Source organism: Bizionia paragorgiae (assembly GCF_900107625.1).
Classification (GTDB): Bacteria; Bacteroidota; Bacteroidia; order Flavobacteriales; family Flavobacteriaceae; genus Bizionia; species Bizionia paragorgiae.
This window is the reverse complement of sequence record NZ_FNQK01000020.1, coordinates 1-20,677: the sequence shown is the minus strand read 5'-3', so window position 1 is coordinate 20,677 and position 20,677 is coordinate 1. Positions and strand designations below refer to the sequence as shown.

Genomic DNA, 20,677 nt, shown 5'->3' with positions numbered 1-20,677 from the left:
ATTAGTTCTTAAACAAAGTTAGTTGCGATTTTGTTACGTCTGATTTTCCTGAGGAAAATCCTTAGCTACAAAACCACAGTATTCTTAGTCATAAACCCCGACAATAACATCACGTCGCCTATGCTATTTTTAAGCATCGCCTAAAAAAATAATTATGAAAAACATACTCTACTATTCTCTGCTAGCAATCTTATTTCTAAATATGAAATGTGAAGACACCGAAGAAGATTACCTTCCTGCAGGGATTGAGACCAGGGTTTTTGGGAACATTTATGATAATGCTAATCAGATACCTGTCCCTGATCAAAAATTAATCGCAGCGGAATATTATCGGGATTTTAGGTTTGATGGAGGTTCGTATGATGTGTTTGTTCAAGAATTAGATTCAACAACTACAGATCAAAACGGGAATTTTGATTTTATTTTTAAAACTGGAGGAATGGGTACCAAATACAAGATTTACCCTAGACATAACAATCTGGTGTGGACATACTATCAAGATGCCGTAGATATCGAGAATATAAAAGGAGATAATGAACTTAGTTTTGAATTTCAAAACTTGTATGTGTGCACTTTAAATATTAATATGGACAACCTTCAGTTTCCACCATTTTCTATGAGTGTATTTCTAACTCCATATAGCGAATTAGACGACATTTCAGAGATTAACGGCATTGTAAATAGAGCTGTTTATTTGAGTGTTTTTGAAGATGCGAATTTGAATATTACAAGAAAACTATCAGACGGAACGCGACAAACTGCAACGGTCTTGATTCCTGCAAGTAATATTCTTGAACCTAGAACCTTTGATATCACATTAACTAACAGTGATTTTGAGTAAATACAGACCACAACTTCATAGGCAATTCATCTGAAGTTCGCGCCCACGCACCAAAACACCTCCACCAATTCACTTCGTTTCAGTTTTGTGGAGCATCTATGGGTTTTATTTACTAAATTCCGTACTGGAAACACACCACTATTCTTTTTCAACCCAGAGGAAAACCTAGAAGGAAATTATGAAAAGCAAAATACTTAATAAATTAAAATACTTTCTTTTTGAGTTCATTATTGTAACCTTAGGTATTCTAACGGCATTCAGCATAAATAAATGGGATGAAAACAGAAAACAAGAAACGGAAGAATATCTAGCTTACCAATCGCTAAAAAACGATTTAGAGTCCGAACTCTATGTTTATAATTATTACAAACAACCTTTTATTAAATCTAAAAATTATATCTCACCTATTCTAGAGAGAAATTTCGAAGATGTAGACTCATTAATGGTCTATCTCAATTCGAGCTTTGATTTACAAGAACGTAACGCAACTTATATTAATTTAAAGTTTAGCGGTAATTTAGAAATTTTAAAAAATAATGAGATTAAAAATAGAGTAACTCTATATTATGAAACCTACTATCAGGCCTTAGAAAATATGTCTAGCTGGAATTATGATTTTAGATTACATTTTCTACAACCATACCTAATTAAAAACCTTAAGTATAGTTCAGAGGAAGACCTATTAGAACATTTAAAAAAAGATCAATTCTTGAATATCGTTAATTCACAGTATCAATTAATGGAGTATAATATTTCATCCATTGAAAAGGCTGAAAACTTAATTAATAAAACGATAGAAGAAATAGACAGAGAATTGAATAAAGATAAATAATACTGTAAATCTATTACCTATTTCGTACCTAGCTCTCCCCGTCCAACAAAAAAGCCTTTGTCTATTAGCTTCTCTGAATACTAATCCATTTGTATTTACTAAATTTGGCCTTTAATCAAGTGGCCATTCACACTAAACGCACTCAGTAAATAAATGAAACTTAAAATTACTATTGTATTTATATTAAGCTTCTGTAGTTTTATTCACGCTCAAAACCTCATGAAGAGTACTTATAACCTTGAGGGGTTTCCTGAAGGTATGGACAAACAAAAAGAATTTATCAATAAAGCTATATCTAATATCTTGATTTATAATTTTATTTATGGTGGTCCTGGCAATTCTCAATTTGATTTAAAATCTGAAAAAGAATTCAAACTCAATTTGCCTTTAAAAACTCCTATTTGGCTAACGTTTCCCGACACAAAATTAAATTCAGAAAGTGCATCACATACCGTTCATTATACCTATGATTTTAAATATCATGACTATTATGACGATGCTGCTATTACAGATTCCATTTTTTCTCTGGCGTCACTTTTTGATTTGGCTGTAAAATACTATGATTATGATGAGTACCTTTTAATTAAAAACGTATTACAAAACTATAATCCTAGTATAAATTACAAGGAAAAAAGGCCGGTGTTTTTCGATAATCTCGCTAAAATACTAACGAACACGGACATTGATTTTAACACCCTAATTAGTGAAGAAGAACAAGAATCTCTTACTTCTAGCGAAATAGAAGAGTTAATGCTAGATGAAATTCTTGAGGAAACGGACTATGAATTTGAAGACATCGTTTTAAAGGTTTTTGAACGCTTTGTTTTAAATCCTAAAGACAATGACAAAACGAAACAGAATTTTATCCGTTTATTTAACGACGAAAATAGTATACAAACCATAGAACAATCAGTTCTTCAACCTCACATAACAGTGACCTTACCTAAGGGCGGACTATTGCATATTCCAGAGGAAATTGCTCTAATTGAGAATGAATATGATACGAATTTAGTTCCTGTGAGTTTAATTAATATCATTTTAGACTTTAAAAATAAAGAGCTTATAATAAGTTTTGAAAGCAAAAGCTCTAACCATATCCGCATTAAAAAGTCTGAATATGACAATACCATTTCGAGAAACAAAGAAATAGTAAGTAGAAAAATCAGGCTCCGAATTACGGATTCAAATTATAAGCTTGAATGTATTGAACATAACCCATATATCTCTAAAAGTGAAAAGCCTCACGTGGTCTTACTTAAATAAAATCAGCATGCAACTGCGAAAAAAAATGACACGGTCGCAAGCACATTATACGTACTAAGTACCACACAAAAACGCTTATAAGTATCATTACAATAACTAAGCCCTCAATACCACGATGAACATAGAAAACTATCTTAAGAGAATTCAGTATTCCGGAGATCGCACACCCACTTTAGCCGTTTTAAAACAACTTCAAAAACAGCACCTTCTACATGTACCATTTGAAAATTTAGATATACACTACAACACGCCCATAACATTACAAATAGACCGTATTTATAATAAGGTGGTACATAACAACCGTGGGGGATTTTGTTTTGAACTCAATGGTTTGTTTTTTGAACTGTTAACCGCATTGCAATTTAATGCCAAGCGCATTTCTGCTAGGGTTTATGACAAAACGGGCTATGGTGAGGAGTTTGATCATTTTGCTATTATAGTTAAAATCGGTACTACAGATTATTTATGTGATGTCGGTTTTGGTGATTTTAGTTTTGAACCGCTACTTATAGAACCTAACACACTTCAAAACGATGTCCGCGGTACGTTTCTTATTGATAATTACGACTCGCATTATTTACGTGTCAATAAAGTAGAAAACGAAAACAGTACACCTAAATATATTTTTACAACCGATAGCCGAGAATTTACCGACTTTCAAGCCATGTGTAACTACCATCAAACCAATCCCGATTCTCATTTTACCCAAAAACGATTGATTTCACTACCAACAACGGACGGCAGACGGACTATCACTGGAGATACATTAAAAATCACAGCTTCGGGTACAACTACCGAGACCATTATAAAAAATGAAAAAGAGTTTAGACAGTATTTAAGGGATTTGTTTAACTTTAAAGATTAACGGCTCACGAAAACAACACTTGGTCGCTTTAATTAAATCACTTAGCATATACAATAGCTCCCATGCTACAATTTATTTTTCTATATCTTGTTTCTCAATTTTATTAAAATAACCAACCCAGAAACCCCAGTGTTCGAAATCATACGATTCTCCGTAATTGTTACGGTGATTCAATTGAAGAGATTAGTGATGAATAGCCTTGTGGGAAAATCATAAAAAACGAATGAAACATTTTAGCTTAATCCTATTGACGTTCTTCTTTATTAGTTGCCAAGAGACTCCGAAAAAAGAGTCGGCAGACGACGATTCCTTTTCTATAGTAGGCACATTAAATGGCGATTATTCAGACTATATCTATTTAAATTACGGCGGAATAAAAGACAGTGTAAAAGTATTAAATAACCGTTTTGAGTTTCACGGAAAAGTAGAACAGCCAACTCCAGGTAGTTTAAATTTAGAAGGCTACCATACTGTTGCCGATCTTTATATTGAAAACAGCGCTATTCGTATTGAAACAGACTATAAACAAATCATTAATAACGGTGAACCTCTAAATGTTCTATTAATTAAAGACTTAAAAGGCTCCTACTCTGCTAAAATTCAAAATGAATACAAAGCATTTTATCAAGCCAATCAGAATAAAGACCATTTTAAAACTTTACTGTACGACAAGCTTAAATTATTTATTGAGGAGAATAAAAGACATCCTTTTAGCGGAACCGTTTTGGCTGAAAACGCCTATATATCACCTGTTTTAACAAAAAATGAACTTCTTGAGCTTTATGCACTATTGGATACAGACCAGCAAAACAAACTGGAATTAGACCTCTTTAAAATGGGTATAGCTAATCTCGACAAATATGGCGTAAATAAGCCATTCCTTGAATTTACTTTACCAAATACTAAAGACAATAATACTGACATAACATCATTTTTAGGTAAAATAACATTAGTCGACTTTTGGGCGTCTTGGTGTCGCCCTTGCAGAATAAAACATCCTGAATTAATAAATCTTAAAAAGAAATTTGAAGCTGAAAATTTTGATATTGTTAGTGTTTCTATCGACAGTAACAAAAAGAAATGGCTTCAAGCTATCGAAAAAGACCATCTCAATTGGACTAACCTTATTGATACAGACAAGCAAGTAACTAACGAACTGGGAATTCACGGTATTCCTTTAAACTATTTAATTGATGAAGAGGGTTTTGTTTTAGGTGTAAACCTACCCATTGAACACATCGATAAAATAGTAAACGAAAAGATCAACAATTAAAAAAGCATACTCCAAACTGTGCGATACACTGATAAAAACCAACCTAAAGAAGTATGATATTTTACACTACTATTCCAAAATCCTTAAAACCCTTTTATAAAATTGAATTGGAAAATTACCAAGCCGAATTCACAAGCGGTAATTTAAAAAGTGCATGGAATCATTTAGAAAGAGCGCACATAATTGGTCAAAAATATCCGTACACGCATACAGTAGTGCATTGGAAAATGTTACGCTTCGGAATTAAATTAAAAAGCGGACGAGAAGTTATAGGACAAATACCCCGGTTGATTTTTGGGGGTGTAAAATCCTTTGTCGGAAAAATTCCTGTTGGAAATCCTGGAGGAGCAAATGTTCCTCCTTTAAAACCATTTCCAATTGAACGCGAATTACAAGAAATTTTTATTAAAGCAGGAATCGCTTTAGATTAAAAAATGAGCTGTAATTTGTAAAATGAAATATTGATGCAAACAAACGATACAGAGTGCGTAACCGTAAGAATTTTATTATAAAAAACTATGTTAGAAATTAGACTCCATTGTGAAAACTGTGATAAACATTTACCCAATGACACTGATAATGCAATGATTTGCTCTTATGAATGCACGTTTTGCAAAGATTGTGTTGATACTGTTTTAAAAAATGTTTGCCCCAACTGTGGTGGTGGTTTTGAGAAGAGACCAACGCGACCAAAATCACAATTAAAAAAGAATCCACCACGAAAAGACAACGTTTTAAAACCTAATATTGAAAACGTATTTTTAAAAGAAAATAGGACCATTGACCCACGAAAAAGATAGTCTGCAATATAATCCCTTATTACTCTAAAAAACCTAATAATAGCATTAGAACTTCCAATAAATGAAAGGGCGTTTATAAACTAAGTTTCAATTCATTTATTTCAAGCGACCACGTAATGTGAATACTATTGGCAAAAAACTTGATCTTTGTGTACACATGGAAACCAATACCAGAAAAAGACAAATAGAATTATGAAATACTCTTGTACCGTTGAAATTAATCAGCCAATACATAAAACAGTAGCACTATAGGAAAATGAAAACAACTTTAAAGAGTGGCAAGATGGGTTTGAAAGGATCGAGCATTTAAGCGGCACGCGAAATGAAAAAGGAGCAAAATCTAAGATTATTTTAAACGGAAAAAGGAAAACAGAACTAGTGGAGACTATTATATTAAATGATTTACCGAAAGAAAAAACCGCGCTATATGAACATATACATATGACCAATACGCAGACCACTCGTTTTAAAGAAATCAGTTTTAATAAAACACAATTAATTTCAGAGGTTGAATACACGAAATTCAATGGGTTTCTGATAAAAATGATAGCAAAACTATTTCCGAATAAGTTTAAACAGCAAAGCCAAAAATGGTTAATTCAATTTAAAACTTTTGCTGAACGCGCATCATAAAAGTGAGCTACAACTTCTGGAATTAAACTAGAATTAAGAGTGCTGTAAAATTAGCCATTGATGGCATTGAGCCAAAAGTATGAAAGACAGTTACGACATAGAAAAACCAAGATCCGATTTAAACTATTTTACAGTCGGCATTAAATATACCGTCTTATTTATTGTTCTCTTTTTAGCAAGCTGGATTGCCATACCATTATTAATTGCAAACGGCCGAGCTACCCGAATGAACTCTGTAGCTGAATTTCTTGTCGGAAATGCTTTTATTTTCAGTATTTTAATCTCACTATCTGTTATTACTTGGTTCATTTACCGAATTAGAAAAAAACACACACTTGGAGAAGTCTTCTCCATTAACTTTAATGACTCTGACCAAACACTTAATATAAAGACCGTTAACCTTGTCAATAATCAGGAGAAAGACCATTATTATAATTATAAAAACCTATCGTATACATTTTACAAGTCAGAAAATCCCCTTTTTGGAAAACAAAGGATTTTACATATTTTAAATACCGCTAAAACGGTTCACGAAATCAACATCGACCGAACTGCGTGGTGTAGAAATGAACGAATCGATCAGCTCATTGAAAAAATCAAAGCAGGACACCCTAATACATCAAAGTAAATAGGCTTTAACACTAAAATCAAAGGGGTTTAAGTACTATTCAATAGTTCCTGTAATACATTAGGTCTGCGATTTAAAAAACAAGCGCATTGATACAATCGTTATCACTAAAATATAAACTATTTTACAAAAAAAGGGCATTACTATAGTAATGCCCTTTTTAACTTATAGGTCATATAAATTACTGATCTTTTTTCACTAAAATACCTGACAATTGTCTTTCTCGTTCTCGTAGTTTTTCTTTGGCATTTTTAATGGACTCCTCAAAATCACTTACTTTCTTTTCCACTTTCAAAATACGCACTTCCCTTTCCTTAATTTCTTCTTCAGACATAGACTTTTCTTCTTTGGCCTTTTCAAGACGTTCCTTAGCGCGTTGAATACTCGTTTCGCCTCGTCGTACTACTTCTTCTCTTAATTCAAGTTTTTCTTTATAATCCTTAACTTTTTCCTTTGCCTCTGCAGCACGATTCAAACCAAATTCCCGACCTTTTAAGTCGCCTTTATTCTTACCGTAAGCATTACCTTTACCCTTGTTTTTCTTAAGCTTATCTTCCTGCGTGAGTTTAGCTTTTGCTTCTTTTTCTAAGCTTTCATCATGAAGTTCATCTTTCAAGTCATTAATATCCTCTTTAACACCTCCTTTTAGTGACTTCATTTTTTCGCGAATAACTTCCCGCTCTTCCTTTGTTTCAGCGTTTTTTAATCGTTCACGTAAAGTCTTCATGTCTTCTTTACCCTCTTCTCTTACTTCTTTCATATCTTCTTTGATCTCTTTTTCTAAAGTCGCCTTCTTTTTTTCTACTTTTTCTTTTGCTACTTGAGATTTGCCTTGAGCATAAATTTCTTGTTGTCCCACTAAAGCTAATAAGGCAGTAGCAAAAATGATATGTTTTAAATGTTTCATCTGTTTAAGTTTTATTGTTATAATTAAAAGGGATCAATGTATTGTTTTATAGTTAGTCTTCACTATTCTCAATATCTTGTTCTAATTCCTCTAAAGCTATGTCAAGTTCCTTAGCATTTTTTTCAATAGCTTCAGAAATCTCCTCCATTTCCTTTTCAATGGTTTCAATCGTTTCAATGTCTTCCTTTGCTAGAACAGTTTCTTGCTCCTCTTTTTTAGTGTCTTTACACGCTACGACACCTAAAAAAAACATGATAGCTAATAATTTTGATAAAGTTTTCATTCTTTTTGATTTATGTTAGTATTATTTCTTCACTAACTTACAAATATTACAACAAAATAAATTCATCTAACTAAAAAATATGCAGTACAACGATCACTGTATTATAGATATAGCATTTTTTAGAAACATTGCATCTGCAAATCATAACGAAGCGAAATTACTTTTGAAAAAAACTTTAGTCAACAATAATATATATATAAAATCATTACTTTGTACTTTGTAAAAACCAGAAGCCAATTTAACATCGCTATAAAAGCTGTATACAAACAGCTATAATAGAACTTACAAAAGATTTAAAAATGATAAAACCAAAACACACCATTCTATTAGTACTATTCCTCGTATTTAGCTGTAATAATGACAAAAGAGAGGCGAAAACGCTAACAGAAGTTTTTGATTTGAATAAAAACAAAAATCTACTAGAAGAATTACTTGTGGATAATGATAGTGTTTCATTTGGGTGGCGTTTTCAAAGCACGATTATAAGTAACCACATAGACATTAATATATATTTATATAATAACCGACCATTTACCTCAAATCAAAGTCAGCTGAAACTTAAAAACGAAAGTCAAAAAATAAGCACTAAGCTCAAGACTAATTTGACAGACATATCAGAATATGAAAAGCTAAATTTCTATTTAGTTTCAGGAGACGAAACCATTGATAGCCTTAAAATAAAGGTAAAGGATTTAAAAAAATAAAGTCCCGAAAACTATCCGTGTGAAGCAATAAACCACTTAATCTAAATATAGTTCCAACCCCGTATTTGGTCACTTCCGATTGGTTGTAAAATAGAATAATATAAAGGCCTTTATTTCAGCGCATTAATATAAATGGTTGTTAAGTTACTTATCTACTATAATTTTCTATATCTTGTTGTGGTAGACAGACACAAAATAAAAACAAACGCTACAGCATACTGTTGTACATTAGCTTGCGGATTCTAGTCGTATAGTACGCCATTGTTATGAACTGCGGAAATGTACTATAGAAGGAAAATATTATGAAATTTATACTAACGGTAATATTCGGAATTATTTCTTTGACTTTAAATGCACAAAAGCAGATTGAAGCATCTGCAAGCCTTTCAAGAACAAGCGAATTAAAGGATGAGCAATTGAATAATTCTGGAGCTTCTAAACTGACCTTTATAACTGAGGAAAAAGAAGGTGAAAAATTGGCCAAATTGGATATCCATAACGGAACTCCTCTTCTTTTATTAATTGGTGGAATTGCTCCTACTACAATGGCAAATGATTCACAATTTGAAAATAAATATGGAATTTATTTTTATGATTTTGGATGTACAGGACCAGATCATGAAATTGTTGTTGCTTATAACATAACCGTTGCTAAGTATTTAAATAAAAGGTACGGAAAGAACTGGTTAAAAGAAGTAAGAAATGATATTATCGGGTTTAAAGAGTGGACTCGAAAATAAAAAATTTATAGCCATAACCGGCTATAATCAATACATAGAATCTTATGAAAATAAACTTATTATCTTGTGATGCACCTAGACCCGATAAACGGGCAATAGCCCAATGTATAGCCGAGATTTCGTCTAACAATGATATGGCTTCATCCAATAACCTTACCGATATACTATTAGAGGGAGACGCGATAGAGATTGAAATAGCCGATAGGAACACTGGTTCTGCTTTAAGAGCTTTACGTAAACTAAGTATAGACTACGAGATCATAGAATAAACCTTGACACAACCATTATGTACACTATTATGAGGTCTATTATTTTACTATGCTTAACATTTAGCTTTTTTTGCTGTTCACAAAAAAACCAATATGGCACTAAAAAAGCGCCCGTTATTAATAAATACCAGCAAAAATATAGTATAACAACGTTCCCCATTGTAACTACAAAAGACACGACTTCTATAAATGAAATTAGGTTCTTTACTATTAAATCCTGCGCAGACACCCATAAAATGATGTATGAAAATTATGGGCTGTGGACAAATAAATTAGATAGTGAATATCTAACGCATAGTTTTCCAAGATTGGTGTGGAGCGACTTGGATTTGTTTGGAGACGGACAACTTTTTTCGGTAATAACCGACGGAAAAGAATCAAAAGACGCCTATTTCGCTTCTCTAATTATAGTGGGTAGTGATAATAAAGACTGTTTACATAAAAATTATCCCAATAGAGAAAAAATCATCCAACTTTTATCTAAAAAACTATTTGAAAATAACTTTAGCATAAATCAATCTTTTTATCAGATTCTAAGAACACAGAGCTAATTTAATGGTGAACTACTGTTTCCCTACAGTTATATTCTCAGACCTAAAAACTACTATTTGTACTCTTAAAAACATTAACTTTAATTCAACTAAAATGAAAATGATGGCGTATTTATATGTGGGAATGTTATTTGTTTCGGCTATCCTCGTTTATTTTGCGGTTGTACAGTTTAATAAAACGCAAAACTTACTAACCGACGGCGTAAAAACGAAAGCCAAAGTTATCGACTTAATTGAAATTAGTGGTGAGGATGGCTATACCTATAAACCCGTATTTGAATATACTGATAAATTGAAAAATATCGTCCAATTTCAAAGTGAAGTCAGTTCTAGTCCGGCGCCCTATAAAATAGGAGATTATGTGCATATTGTATATGCTAAAAATAGTGATGACAAAAAGGTAGTCTCATTTTGGGGACTGTATAGATGGAGCATCCTCCTATTGTGCATCGCTATGCCATTAATGATAATAGGTGGCGGTTACCTCTTATATTCTAGAGGATAATACGATCTGACCACTGCAACACACTGAATTAAAACTCAGAAATTTTAAGCATTATATTCTACAGTAATAACAACAAACAAAAGCATTTAAAATCAAGGTGATAATAACCTTGATAAAACTTGTATTATTTACCCCTCCTGCCTCAATTTTTTATATCTTGTTAGCGCAACTCATTTAATAATAGACCTAGCAATTCCCACTAACACCACTTTGAAAAACACAAATAGCAATACAAGATAAAATAACTCAAATTTGGAAAAAAACTACAGGAAAAAAATAACCTCACTACTTTTTAAAAAACACGAAATGAAAAACTATATATTATTAATATTCGTCCTGATCACTTCATTATGTCAAGCAGAACACAATGTAAAACTATACTATGAGCAAATTGAAAATGGATACAATATCTATGCAGATAATAATGAATTTTGTCCCGTTAGTATAAAGATTGATTTTACAGTTAAAAACTTAAATATTGAAGGAGGGAATAATACTGTTTATATAGTAAATGCTAAAGAAAAAAAACAGCTACTTACCACGCTTAAAGTCTCTAAAACTGGAAAAGCTTACAAGTTTTCTTATACATATTTTACGAATTACGGTGAAAATAATAACAAGACGTATGATAAAGATTACGTTTATAACCTACCCTTCAACACCACAAATGAATTTAAAGTTTATCAAGGTTACAATGGTGCTTTTTCTCATAAAAATGAATTCGCATTGGATTTCACAATGCCAGTGGGCACAGAAATTATGGCGATTAGAGAAGGTATTGTAATTAAAGTGATAGAAAAAAATAATAGAAATTGCGAAAAAAAAGAATGTGAAAAATTCAATAATCTTATAATAATTTATCACCCCGACGGCACTTTCGCAGAATATACACACATTAAAAAAAATGGATCAGAAGTTAAAGTTGGAGATAAGGTTTCAAAAGGACAACGAATTGGATATAGTGGAAATGTCGGCTGGAGTACAGGACCACATTTACACTTGGTAATATTTAATCAGAATATAAATAGTAGAGAAACATTAAAAACAAAATTCAAAACGGGAGACGGAAATAACATCGAGTATCTCGTTGAAAAGAAAGACTATTCGAGACAATATTAATACCTTATTGGTGCTTGTCCGCACCAGTTTGCAAACATTATTTTGCCAATTTGTTTCTCTTGGGTTTTGCGTGAATTAAATCTGAGCTTTAGTTACTTAACCACGCTGCAAACTTTAGTAGTACACATTATATAAAATAAAACTATGAGAATACTTTTAACATTCGTATTGTTTTTAAACTTAATTAGTGCTTTTGCTCAAAACAACGATTCTTTAGTTTATGAGTTTGGAGACAAACTCAAGGTTTATAAAGACCTTAATTCTCAAACTTTTCGAATTAAGAAAAATGATAAAAAAGTAGTTTTTAAAAAGCTGAAATTTATTGAGCATTTGGGAGAATATTTACAGGTTTTAGATAAAAACAACATACCTTTTTATATAAATAACAAGGGGAAAAAGAAAAAGAAAGTCAATATTACACTTGCGCTTTGTGGCACTGTACCAAATTATGTTTATGAAATAGTAGAGAAAAATGAAAGCTATTATTTGACGGAGAATGAAAATTTCTATGATTATGAAGATAAAATTCCACCAAAAATCATCGACTCTATTGAAGTAAAGGGTATTGACAAGATTAACTTTCCTAATAACGAAAATAAAATCGAATTTGACGAAAACAGTTTTGTTTTTAATCATACAGAAGTATTTCCCCATGCCTTAATAATACAAAAAGGAAAAAAACAAGGCGTTTTATACCAAGGTAAGCTAACATTCTATGACGAAGTAACTTATGATTCTGGGCTATTAAAAGTAAAAATCAATAACCAACTTGGGTATTACGGAATAACAAAAGCGAGATATAAAGAATTAGAGACCTTTATATTCGGATTAGCTAAATTCAAAACTTTTGATAATAGAAGCGGTTATGTGGATTCTAATGGAAAAGAATACTATAAATAAATCCAGTTACCCAACAGCGTACTGATTTAAAAATTAAGCAATTGTAAAACAAAGTTGCCCATAAACTGAAAAATAAGGAATGACAGGAATATTAGCCCAGATTATCGCAATAACATCTTTCGGAAATGAATATCTAAAAAGTGGAACCCTAACAGGTTTTTTTCCTCAAAACTCTAGTTTTCAACATTGTGATATTGTTGATTTTAGGGAACTAAAAAAAAAGAGCATTTTCAGTTCTAAAAAAGAAATTACTGTTTCTAAAAACCCGATGGAATGGTTTGAGTATTTAAAATCAAAAGACTGTAAAAAACTTCGACTTTACTATCACACAGTTAAAGAAGAAGATCATAAAATGGTAGGATTTGTTGGTGGTGGGGGAAATTGGTATATAGAAACAATTTATTCAACACATTCTGATTTTTGGGTTAGTAGATGGCATTACGACGCGCAATTAACCGAAAAACCTTGGCAAGTAACTTACGGCAAGGCCATTGAAAACCGACCAACTATAAATCAGCAATTAGATAGCATTCAAACTAAAGGACATCTAAAAACTTGCCTCGAAAAAATAACTGACTTTGCTTATAAAGAAACGACAGAGAATTGGGGAAAACTATTTGAGACAGCAAAAAACACTTTAGAAAGCGAAAACCCTGAGTCTAACTTTTATCACAATGACTTAATCTGTTGGAAGAATTATAATTTAGAAAATCGTCAATTATTAATGTCTGCAAGTAAAGCCTTTGTATTCGGTGGAATGGGGTCTTGGAATGATATGGGGTTTGAACATAAAGAAATTGACAAAACGTATAACGAACTATCTGCCAATTTATATAAATCGATGATGGAATCAATAACATGTGCAGATAATAGAGACAAATACGAATAATGCCCACTGTATAAATAGGTCTGTTAAGTGGCTACTCCTAGTTGACTAGTAAATATCAATTCGTCTGTTCCTTTTCGGATTGTAATTAGTAACTTATCTTCTCCATTGACACCCCGCTATTCTTTTATAAAATCGTTATCTTTATCATTAAAACCCTAACTATGATACAATCTCTCCTGTTTGTTTTAGTAATTGGAATCGGACTATTTTACGCTTTTAAATATGGAAATAACGCAAAAAAAAACAGTATTGAATATCTCAATAAGACAACAGGAACTAAAACAACTCAAGACCTGGTTGAATTAAAATATTTCGGAAAAATTGACTTAAACAAAACAGAGGAACATCCTGATGTTCATACAAGTATAAATGGAAATAAAGTCGCGATTGATTTAAATATTATGGAGGACCAAATTTCAAGACCGACAATTGAGCCCACTAGAGTATTTCTGGAAAACCTAAATGACATTGAAAAAGTAGCACGAAAAAAAGTATCCGATTTCCAAAATGGAACTGTTGTTAAAGGGTACATAAACGATCACCTTAGAGCGTTTAATGAAAACGAATTAAAATCTCTCGGTATTGATAAGTTTGCAAAGCAAAGAGGTATCGAATGGAATCTTGCCTAAAAAGGAAAATAAAGATTACCACCAAGATACTGTGCTGCAATACCATTACAATACTAAACCTCAACATTGAAAATAATTTTAATTGACTAAAATGAGAAAAATAATTTTTTGGACTTCGATAGTGATGAATATTATCCTTATACTCGGCATCTTCTGGAATAATGTCAATTCACCTTCAAATGAATTAGGAATATTAAAAGAAGACATTCAAGTTGGCCATTTTATGGGAAATAAAACTGTTTTCACTCTACCTAAAGGACTAACTGTGCAGAATAAATCTGAACGTGGATTAGCTGCAATTGGACAATTTGAGAATAACCGATTTGCAATTGTCATTACTGCTAACAACGCTTTAGTAGATTACAATTGCGATAAAAAAGAATTAAACCCAAACTCAAACTTTTATTCTGCGGAATTTAAAACTTATCTTAATAATGAAAATATGGAATAAACTAGTAGTGATACCAACTTCTATAATTAATGACCAGTCCTTGTCTACTAAAAAAAAATTACTTCGCCTGTTCCTATAAACCCATTCAAAGAATAACTCATATTTAAAGTTAGTTTGAAATAAATTTATATTTTTGCACTGTATTTCGAACCTTTAAAGGTACCAACCGAGTGAAGACACCACGGTGGTAAAACAATACGGGCACCCAGTCAAAATAAACGTTGAACATTCTATTGCTTTTTTTTCGGAGTACAAATAACTAATTTTTAATTAAAACGTATTTGTATGAACACGCATTTCCAACTTTTTTTTCCAAAAACAGAATCCGCAATACTAGACGCTATTCTCTTACCATTTGAAGAAACAACTATCAAAATTCACGAATTGAAACTAGCTGATAATCGTTACCTCTTTCAAATCACACATTCCAATCTGAATACGCTCTTCGATTTCTCAAAATCTAAAGATTATCAAATTCTTCACTTTGACACCAACAAAAGTTTTATCGGTGCTTCTTATGCCCTAAATAGAGATGAAGGTCCGTTTATAGTTCAAACCCAGTCAAAATGGCTACTATTAATACCTTTTGAACACGCCATGGATCCGCAAGTAATAAACCGCATTATAACATTCAATTTATATTATGAATTAAACGCGTTTGTAAAAGAGGAACTATTAAAGAAACTAAATACAGCCTACCCATTATCTGGACATACGGGTGTAGGACGCTTATACACTACTGTGAGAAGAATGAAAGCCGAAAAAGAACTTAATATACCATTATCATGGAGAACTGGTTTTGCTATAGCCGTTGCATCAGGACAAGGTGCTTCAGAAATGAGTGCTCGTGAATGGTCTACATTTTATACGAATTTATGCGAAAATTTAAAACGCGACTATCCTGCCATGTATAATCGTTTATTCGCTATAAAATAATTCGTTAAGGCACATACCCTTAACTTAAAACCCTAAAAACAAATGAGTTAAATTGATTTTCCGTATCTTTTGTTTAGTAACTTTAAATCGATACTCATGAAACGTTTGGTAATCGTATTCACAGTAATGCTTAGCGTTCTTTTTTCCAATGCTCAATCGTTTAAACTCGAACATGACCACTCCACCATTCAGGTGGAAAACATAGAAGTTAGTGCTCAATTTTATAGTGATATATTACAGCTAAAAGAGATCGCTACCCCTTGGCCAAAATTTAAACTCATACGCTTTTTTGAAACGGGAAATAACCAACAACTTCATATTGCCCAAGCACAATTGGATAAATATGGTGATGTAAAAGTTAATAAGGTTCTACATCTCGCGTTTACAGTACGTAATTTTGACCGTTATTTAGACTTTTTAAATGAAAACGACATTAACTATTCAGATTTTGCTGGAGAAAGCAATAATATCCAATCAAGACCTGACGGCGTGAGACAAATTTATTTTCAAGATCCAGACGGCTATTGGATAGAAATTAATGATGCCAAACACTAAACAGCTAGCCTATTATTATTTATATTGCTCCTTAAACTCATGAGAACAAGTCCTCTCGTTATTCTAACTGTACTATCCGTACTATTTTCCTGTGTCCAAGACCAGAAAACTCCGTCAGCGCCCGCTACCAAAATCCCTGACACCTTAAAAGCTCCTAAGCCCACAATAATTGAGACCGGGTTGGAACCAAAAGGCAAGTATATAGATACTAGGTACGTTTACAACTTGGCTAATGCTAGCCAAGTTATCATAGAAAACAGTTTACCAAAAGGAGGCCTTGACTATACAGATAACAATGGGAAAACCTATGTTTATACGGTTTTCTATTCAAAAATAACCAGTACATCAGACCAACCTATTCAGCTTACTATCGACTTTCCTCTAGAAAACTACACACTGCCATTATCTTTAAGTAATGCCGTTAAAATAATTTTACCTCATGAAGAAATAAACACGGATAAAGTTGAACTCTTTAACTATGGTTTACCCGATATAAATACGCTATTAAATGACAATATCCCAGATCCGACATCCCTTCAATTAACTATTCCATCCAAAGGATCACGCCTTTTTTATGTGATAACACTGTTTAACCATGGCGTAGAAGGTACCGTTAGAACAGGTTTTAGCTTAATAGAAAACACTCTTTATTACAGAGTCAACACCCTTAAAATTGCTAGTGGAAAGCTTCATTAAAACAATTGAAAATTCAGGTATATACTAATATCGTTGTATTTCATCCCCATTTATAAACAGCTCTCTAAGGGGTGTTTAGCTCAATTTAACTTTATTAAATCATACGCTGATGTCTTAATAAAGGCACTTCTTAACTAAAAAAATATAATACAACACCTTCATAACCAATAACATTTATCTGTAATTCATTTTTTTTTACTAAATTAGTTAGTAAGTCCTTTTACATTAGACCATTAGATAACACCCGAGCCCAAAACAAACTGAAGTACACTATCAAGAATTAACTAAAACCACAACACTATGGCAGGTAAACCCGCAGCAACAGTAGGAAGTAATCATACCTGCCCCATGTGTAGTGGTTCTACGCCTCATGTGGGCGGACCAATAATTCAAGGGTCACCTAATATTTTTATTAACGGGCAGTCTGTAGCAACCCTGGGGAGCATCTGCACTTGTAATAGCGGACCAGATACTATTGTAACAGGAATTTCTTCAGTTTTAATTAATGGAAAACCTATTGCTACCATTGGGGATAAAACAGCACACGGTGGTAAAGTGGTTACTGGCTCGCCTAATGTTATTATTAGTAGTAGTTCTCAAACAGCTACTTCGGTAATGCCCATAGATAAAATACCGTTTCCAGAAATTTCAATAAGCGATAGACTTCAAGCGGCATCTATCGGTCAGGCTAAAAACCTTAAGCAAGCAGAGGCCATTCAGAAAAAACTAAGAGCACTTGCCGAACAACAAGAAGATAAAGTTAAAAAGTTACCCAAATTACAGGGCGAAATTATTTTTGTTAATGGCTATTTAAGCGACCCCGTAACCAATAGCGAATCCCAATGGAATGCTATTATGGATCTTAATCCGGATAAAAAAGGCTGGTTTACTAGGCGTGGGGAAAATGTAAATGAACGCAACCGCATTGATCATGATGATTTTTATACGGCGAATCAACGTGAAGAGGATTTACATAAAAGTAAAGCACGGAAGATATTGGAAGAGAAATTAAGGAATCTAAACACGAATGTTTTTAGTACTCCAGAAACCAAGTATTACGGCTATTGGAATATTAAAGCTAATCAAAAAAAAGCTACCGAAATATATGCCAAATATTTTAATGCAGAAGGCCGTGTTCATTATGTTAATGGATCTCACGGATTAGCAAGTAATGGGGCTCACCGTGTAGATCACGGGATTTCCTTGGGTTATGAATGGGCCAGATATCATTGGGATATTTATAAAAAAACCAATGTAGACAATAAAAAAGGAGAGAAACCCCAAATAGAAAGTCACACCCCCCATTATAAACCCGTTACCATTGTTGGTCATAGCCAAGGGGCCTGCATGGCTGCCGGTGTTAAATTAGGGGTCATAAAATTCGCGAGTGAAATGGGCTATGATAAAGTAGCTATAAATTCTATTTTTTTAGGAGTCCACCAACCTAGAGGACTCTACGGAGACGCTTATAATTCGCTAGTCAGAAAAAAGACCCAAGAATACATGATTAATAAAAATGCTGTGTTATTGGGTAAAGAAGAAAATAGTGGGAAAGAATTTTTTAATGCGATATCTGACCTTTACAATCCCAAATACAAGAAAATATATAATAATCGAGGACTTTTTGAACACGTTAAAACCATTTGTGGGAATTGGGAAGATTTTAAAAGCCGAGCGGTGCAATTCACCTTTACCAATGACAGAGCAGATTTAGTTTCTATCGATGGTGATATTCCAGAAATTAATAGTGCTTGCAACCCTAAAATAGACAAAACGTTATTTAGTGCAGAGTATCTCCATAAGGCATCGAGCATTCCCTCTTATTATACAAACAGCCAAAATAAAAAAATAATTGACCTTAAAACAATGGGTGCTGAAAGTGGGTTTTTAGTAATCCCACCCTACGTTGCTAACCGTCGTTTTGATTTTAGTGATGTTGATGATGACAGCTCGTTTCAAGAAAAAGAAGAAGGTAAAGAATGGGGCACCTATAAAGACGTAGCCGTTCTTTGGGCTGTCGCAATGAATGCGTTTAGAATTGCCAAAAGCAACTACGAAAAGCACTCCAAACACAAGTTCGACTCCGATGCCGTAGGAGCCATCTTACTAGGGTCTAATGCTTATATTGGTAGGAACGAGACAAGGATAAAAGCCTATCAGGATTTAATTACTAATTTTGGTTCTAGTCCAAGGGATAAGACGCTTTATGAGTTATACACTGCTTATCGTTATATTCCTGTAATACATCCTCCACATATAAGAAGAAGTAATGGCCTAAATGACCACGAGATTAAAAGTCTTATTTATTACAATATAGCACAATTAACCTACCAAAATATGTTGTTACGTTACGCTGCTTTACAAACTGCCGACTTATACGCCCATTTTAGTCCGGTAGCTATGATTACTCATAAAAAACTACTTAGCGATTTTCCAGCGGATGACTATGGTAAAGCATCCATTTTTGATCGCATTACTAAAGCCGGAGAAAAAGTATTTTATAGGATGGAGTATGATGGAAATATAAATAAATTATCAGACGAAGAACAAAGAGAGCAAGAAAAGGATTATGTCGAAGACCCAATTCAGAGCCAAAAACATTTAATTCATTCTTCATTATCAGAAACTGATTATATCAACAATGTTATACAAGCCTATGTTTATAAAAAGAAAGCCAATAAAAACCAACTATACGATGAAACACAGCATAAGCCTTAGTTTAATCTGTTTAGTATTATTAACGAGCTGTACTTATTTTCAAAATAAAAAAGCAGAAAAGCAAATGCAAAATTATACCGCCTATAAAGACCTACATCAACATCAAGGGACCGAAAACTATGAAGTGATTACTTTGTTTAAAAATGATTTCATTCTTAATGAAAAATTAATTGATAATAATCAAAACATTCTTAGCCTATTAGGGGAAAATGAAAAAGATATTTCAAGAAAAAAAATTGATTTTTTTGGAGACACCATTGGTAGTGAAGAATTATGGTACAGAACGCTGAAAGATGGCACTTTATGGACAAGTAAACATTATTTAAGTTGGTTATTTAATGGAGACAACACTCAGCATAAATTTATAGACCCCTTAACTAATAATAAAATTGAAGATGCTTTTAAGTTTAAGAACACTGAAAAAGATTTTAAAAAATGGTTTAAGAAATTTCAAGAAATTTACCTTTTAGCTTCATATGCATATATCTATAACTCTAGATATTATTTTAAAATAAACAATATATGGTATATGATGAGAGCGGACTATTATAACGAAGAGCCTAGCAATTTTAGAAGTCAGTATCCCGAAAAAATCAATCCCGAAGAAATCCGTATGCAGCCTTTACAAGAAAGCATGGAGACCTTAATGAAACAAAACATTATAAAGGTAATCGATTATGTGCAAATGGA

General features: G+C 32.7%; 26 protein-coding genes and 1 riboswitch. Of the genes, 24 read left to right on the top strand and 2 right to left on the bottom strand.

The window, feature by feature from the left end:
• Positions 1 to 154 precede the first annotated feature (154 nt).
• The 9 genes from BLV64_RS12640 to BLV64_RS12600 all read left to right on the top strand — a co-directional run bounded on the left by BLV64_RS12640 (position 155) and on the right by BLV64_RS12600 (position 7,135).
• A complete protein-coding gene (locus BLV64_RS12640) occupies positions 155 to 841 on the top strand; it encodes a hypothetical protein (protein ID WP_092136130.1) in 687 nt (228 codons plus the stop codon).
• Positions 842 to 1,019: 178 nt separating this feature from the next.
• Positions 1,020 to 1,673 (top strand): DUF6090 family protein, encoded by a 654-nt coding sequence (locus BLV64_RS12635; RefSeq protein WP_092136128.1) that lies wholly within the window; start codon positions 1,020 to 1,022, stop codon positions 1,671 to 1,673.
• Positions 1,674 to 1,826: 153 nt separating this feature from the next.
• On the top strand, positions 1,827 to 2,936 hold the full coding sequence (locus BLV64_RS12630) for a hypothetical protein (RefSeq protein WP_092136126.1): 1,110 nt from the start codon (positions 1,827 to 1,829) through the stop codon (positions 2,934 to 2,936).
• Positions 2,937 to 3,051: 115 nt separating this feature from the next.
• The gene (locus BLV64_RS12625; protein ID WP_092136124.1) at positions 3,052 to 3,801 is read left to right on the top strand and encodes an arylamine N-acetyltransferase family protein; all 750 of its coding nucleotides are present in this window, start codon (positions 3,052 to 3,054) and stop codon (positions 3,799 to 3,801) included.
• Positions 3,802 to 4,024: 223 nt separating this feature from the next.
• Positions 4,025 to 5,074: a TlpA disulfide reductase family protein gene (locus BLV64_RS12620; protein ID WP_092136122.1), complete on the top strand. Its 1,050-nt coding sequence runs from the start codon at positions 4,025 to 4,027 to the stop codon at positions 5,072 to 5,074.
• 53 nt (positions 5,075 to 5,127) lie between these two features.
• Positions 5,128 to 5,505, top strand: coding sequence for a DUF3703 domain-containing protein (locus tag BLV64_RS12615; RefSeq protein ID WP_092136119.1), 378 nt, complete (start codon positions 5,128 to 5,130; stop codon positions 5,503 to 5,505).
• A gap of 87 nt (positions 5,506 to 5,592) precedes the next feature.
• Positions 5,593 to 5,874, top strand: a complete 282-nt coding sequence (locus BLV64_RS12610) for a DUF1272 domain-containing protein (RefSeq protein WP_092136116.1) — start codon at positions 5,593 to 5,595, stop codon at positions 5,872 to 5,874.
• A 378-nt stretch (positions 5,875 to 6,252) separates the two neighbouring features.
• Complete coding sequence (locus BLV64_RS12605; RefSeq protein ID WP_092136114.1) at positions 6,253 to 6,507, top strand: SRPBCC family protein; 255 nt, start codon at positions 6,253 to 6,255, stop codon at positions 6,505 to 6,507.
• A gap of 79 nt (positions 6,508 to 6,586) precedes the next feature.
• The gene (locus BLV64_RS12600) at positions 6,587 to 7,135 is read left to right on the top strand and encodes a hypothetical protein (protein ID WP_092136112.1); all 549 of its coding nucleotides are present in this window, start codon (positions 6,587 to 6,589) and stop codon (positions 7,133 to 7,135) included.
• Positions 7,136 to 7,316: 181 nt separating this feature from the next.
• Here the strand turns inward: BLV64_RS12600 and BLV64_RS12595 are convergent, their stop codons facing one another.
• Together BLV64_RS12595 and BLV64_RS12590 are read right to left on the bottom strand one after the other, a co-directional pair.
• Positions 7,317 to 8,042 (bottom strand): hypothetical protein, encoded by a 726-nt coding sequence (locus BLV64_RS12595; RefSeq protein WP_092136110.1) that lies wholly within the window; start codon positions 8,040 to 8,042, stop codon positions 7,317 to 7,319.
• A gap of 52 nt (positions 8,043 to 8,094) precedes the next feature.
• Entirely contained in the window at positions 8,095 to 8,325 is a 231-nt protein-coding gene (locus BLV64_RS12590) for a hypothetical protein (RefSeq protein ID WP_092136107.1), read from the bottom strand.
• Between the two features lie 299 nt (positions 8,326 to 8,624).
• On the opposite strand from BLV64_RS12590, the gene BLV64_RS12585 reads away from it, so the two are divergent.
• The 15 genes from BLV64_RS12585 to BLV64_RS12515 form a co-directional block, all read left to right on the top strand.
• Positions 8,625 to 9,029, top strand: a complete 405-nt coding sequence (locus tag BLV64_RS12585; protein WP_092136104.1) for a hypothetical protein — start codon at positions 8,625 to 8,627, stop codon at positions 9,027 to 9,029.
• 302 nt (positions 9,030 to 9,331) lie between these two features.
• Entirely contained in the window at positions 9,332 to 9,769 is a 438-nt protein-coding gene (locus tag BLV64_RS12580; protein WP_092136102.1) for an FEKKY domain-containing protein, read from the top strand.
• A gap of 44 nt (positions 9,770 to 9,813) precedes the next feature.
• Positions 9,814 to 10,038, top strand: a complete 225-nt coding sequence (locus BLV64_RS12575; protein ID WP_092136100.1) for a hypothetical protein — start codon at positions 9,814 to 9,816, stop codon at positions 10,036 to 10,038.
• 29 nt (positions 10,039 to 10,067) lie between these two features.
• A complete protein-coding gene (locus tag BLV64_RS12570) occupies positions 10,068 to 10,589 on the top strand; it encodes a hypothetical protein (RefSeq protein ID WP_143034170.1) in 522 nt (173 codons plus the stop codon).
• Between the two features lie 4 nt (positions 10,590 to 10,593).
• Complete coding sequence (locus BLV64_RS12565; protein ID WP_092136096.1) at positions 10,594 to 11,094, top strand: DUF3592 domain-containing protein; 501 nt, start codon at positions 10,594 to 10,596, stop codon at positions 11,092 to 11,094.
• A 306-nt stretch (positions 11,095 to 11,400) separates the two neighbouring features.
• Positions 11,401 to 12,213, top strand: coding sequence for a M23 family metallopeptidase (locus BLV64_RS12560; protein ID WP_092136094.1), 813 nt, complete (start codon positions 11,401 to 11,403; stop codon positions 12,211 to 12,213).
• A gap of 144 nt (positions 12,214 to 12,357) precedes the next feature.
• Positions 12,358 to 13,113, top strand: coding sequence for a hypothetical protein (locus BLV64_RS12555; protein WP_092136092.1), 756 nt, complete (start codon positions 12,358 to 12,360; stop codon positions 13,111 to 13,113).
• 79 nt (positions 13,114 to 13,192) lie between these two features.
• On the top strand, positions 13,193 to 14,002 hold the full coding sequence (locus BLV64_RS12550; RefSeq protein ID WP_092136090.1) for a hypothetical protein: 810 nt from the start codon (positions 13,193 to 13,195) through the stop codon (positions 14,000 to 14,002).
• A gap of 161 nt (positions 14,003 to 14,163) precedes the next feature.
• Positions 14,164 to 14,631 (top strand): hypothetical protein, encoded by a 468-nt coding sequence (locus tag BLV64_RS12545; RefSeq protein WP_092136088.1) that lies wholly within the window; start codon positions 14,164 to 14,166, stop codon positions 14,629 to 14,631.
• Positions 14,632 to 14,722: 91 nt separating this feature from the next.
• Positions 14,723 to 15,082: a hypothetical protein gene (locus BLV64_RS12540; RefSeq protein ID WP_143034169.1), complete on the top strand. Its 360-nt coding sequence runs from the start codon at positions 14,723 to 14,725 to the stop codon at positions 15,080 to 15,082.
• 135 nt (positions 15,083 to 15,217) lie between these two features.
• Positions 15,218 to 15,309: riboswitch (SAM-I-IV-variant riboswitch) on the top strand.
• 58 nt (positions 15,310 to 15,367) lie between these two features.
• The gene (locus BLV64_RS12535; protein WP_092136083.1) at positions 15,368 to 16,018 is read left to right on the top strand and encodes a hypothetical protein; all 651 of its coding nucleotides are present in this window, start codon (positions 15,368 to 15,370) and stop codon (positions 16,016 to 16,018) included.
• 96 nt (positions 16,019 to 16,114) lie between these two features.
• Positions 16,115 to 16,573, top strand: coding sequence for a VOC family protein (locus BLV64_RS12530; protein ID WP_092136080.1), 459 nt, complete (start codon positions 16,115 to 16,117; stop codon positions 16,571 to 16,573).
• A 39-nt stretch (positions 16,574 to 16,612) separates the two neighbouring features.
• Positions 16,613 to 17,269 carry a hypothetical protein gene (locus BLV64_RS12525; RefSeq protein ID WP_092136077.1) on the top strand — a complete coding sequence of 219 codons (657 nt, stop codon included), beginning with the start codon at positions 16,613 to 16,615 and terminating at the stop codon, positions 17,267 to 17,269.
• Positions 17,270 to 17,569: 300 nt separating this feature from the next.
• Entirely contained in the window at positions 17,570 to 19,987 is a 2,418-nt protein-coding gene (locus BLV64_RS12520) for a PAAR domain-containing protein (RefSeq protein WP_092136075.1), read from the top strand.
• Positions 19,965 to 20,677: hypothetical protein (locus BLV64_RS12515; RefSeq protein WP_143034168.1), on the top strand; the 713-nt coding region annotated here is incomplete at its 3' end. The genes BLV64_RS12520 and BLV64_RS12515, both read left to right, overlap by 23 nt.

Excerpts from the sequence above, each read along its gene's own strand:
- BLV64_RS12570 (WP_143034170.1), top strand. The coding sequence starts at position 10,068 with ATGAGGTCTATTATTTTACTATGCTTAACATTTAGCTTTTTTTGCTGT.
- BLV64_RS12530 (WP_092136080.1), top strand. The coding sequence starts at position 16,115 with ATGAAACGTTTGGTAATCGTATTCACAGTAATGCTTAGCGTTCTTTTT.
- BLV64_RS12540 (WP_143034169.1), top strand. The coding sequence starts at position 14,723 with ATGAGAAAAATAATTTTTTGGACTTCGATAGTGATGAATATTATCCTT.
- BLV64_RS12610 (WP_092136116.1), top strand. The coding sequence starts at position 5,593 with ATGTTAGAAATTAGACTCCATTGTGAAAACTGTGATAAACATTTACCC.
- BLV64_RS12560 (WP_092136094.1), top strand. The coding sequence starts at position 11,401 with ATGAAAAACTATATATTATTAATATTCGTCCTGATCACTTCATTATGT.
- BLV64_RS12545 (WP_092136088.1), top strand. The coding sequence starts at position 14,164 with ATGATACAATCTCTCCTGTTTGTTTTAGTAATTGGAATCGGACTATTT.
- BLV64_RS12590 (WP_092136107.1), bottom strand. The coding sequence starts at position 8,325 with ATGAAAACTTTATCAAAATTATTAGCTATCATGTTTTTTTTAGGTGTC.
- BLV64_RS12575 (WP_092136100.1), top strand. The coding sequence starts at position 9,814 with ATGAAAATAAACTTATTATCTTGTGATGCACCTAGACCCGATAAACGG.
- BLV64_RS12640 (WP_092136130.1), top strand. The coding sequence starts at position 155 with ATGAAAAACATACTCTACTATTCTCTGCTAGCAATCTTATTTCTAAAT.
- BLV64_RS12620 (WP_092136122.1), top strand. The coding sequence starts at position 4,025 with ATGAAACATTTTAGCTTAATCCTATTGACGTTCTTCTTTATTAGTTGC.
- BLV64_RS12600 (WP_092136112.1), top strand. The coding sequence starts at position 6,587 with ATGAAAGACAGTTACGACATAGAAAAACCAAGATCCGATTTAAACTAT.
- BLV64_RS12565 (WP_092136096.1), top strand. The coding sequence starts at position 10,594 with ATGGTGAACTACTGTTTCCCTACAGTTATATTCTCAGACCTAAAAACT.
- BLV64_RS12595 (WP_092136110.1), bottom strand. The coding sequence starts at position 8,042 with ATGAAACATTTAAAACATATCATTTTTGCTACTGCCTTATTAGCTTTA.
- BLV64_RS12580 (WP_092136102.1), top strand. The coding sequence starts at position 9,332 with ATGAAATTTATACTAACGGTAATATTCGGAATTATTTCTTTGACTTTA.
- BLV64_RS12630 (WP_092136126.1), top strand. The coding sequence starts at position 1,827 with ATGAAACTTAAAATTACTATTGTATTTATATTAAGCTTCTGTAGTTTT.
- BLV64_RS12585 (WP_092136104.1), top strand. The coding sequence starts at position 8,625 with ATGATAAAACCAAAACACACCATTCTATTAGTACTATTCCTCGTATTT.
- BLV64_RS12625 (WP_092136124.1), top strand. The coding sequence starts at position 3,052 with ATGAACATAGAAAACTATCTTAAGAGAATTCAGTATTCCGGAGATCGC.
- BLV64_RS12555 (WP_092136092.1), top strand. The coding sequence starts at position 12,358 with ATGAGAATACTTTTAACATTCGTATTGTTTTTAAACTTAATTAGTGCT.
- BLV64_RS12635 (WP_092136128.1), top strand. The coding sequence starts at position 1,020 with ATGAAAAGCAAAATACTTAATAAATTAAAATACTTTCTTTTTGAGTTC.
- BLV64_RS12535 (WP_092136083.1), top strand. The coding sequence starts at position 15,368 with ATGAACACGCATTTCCAACTTTTTTTTCCAAAAACAGAATCCGCAATA.
- BLV64_RS12525 (WP_092136077.1), top strand. The coding sequence starts at position 16,613 with ATGAGAACAAGTCCTCTCGTTATTCTAACTGTACTATCCGTACTATTT.
- BLV64_RS12520 (WP_092136075.1), top strand. The coding sequence starts at position 17,570 with ATGGCAGGTAAACCCGCAGCAACAGTAGGAAGTAATCATACCTGCCCC.
- BLV64_RS12615 (WP_092136119.1), top strand. The coding sequence starts at position 5,128 with ATGATATTTTACACTACTATTCCAAAATCCTTAAAACCCTTTTATAAA.
- BLV64_RS12550 (WP_092136090.1), top strand. The coding sequence starts at position 13,193 with ATGACAGGAATATTAGCCCAGATTATCGCAATAACATCTTTCGGAAAT.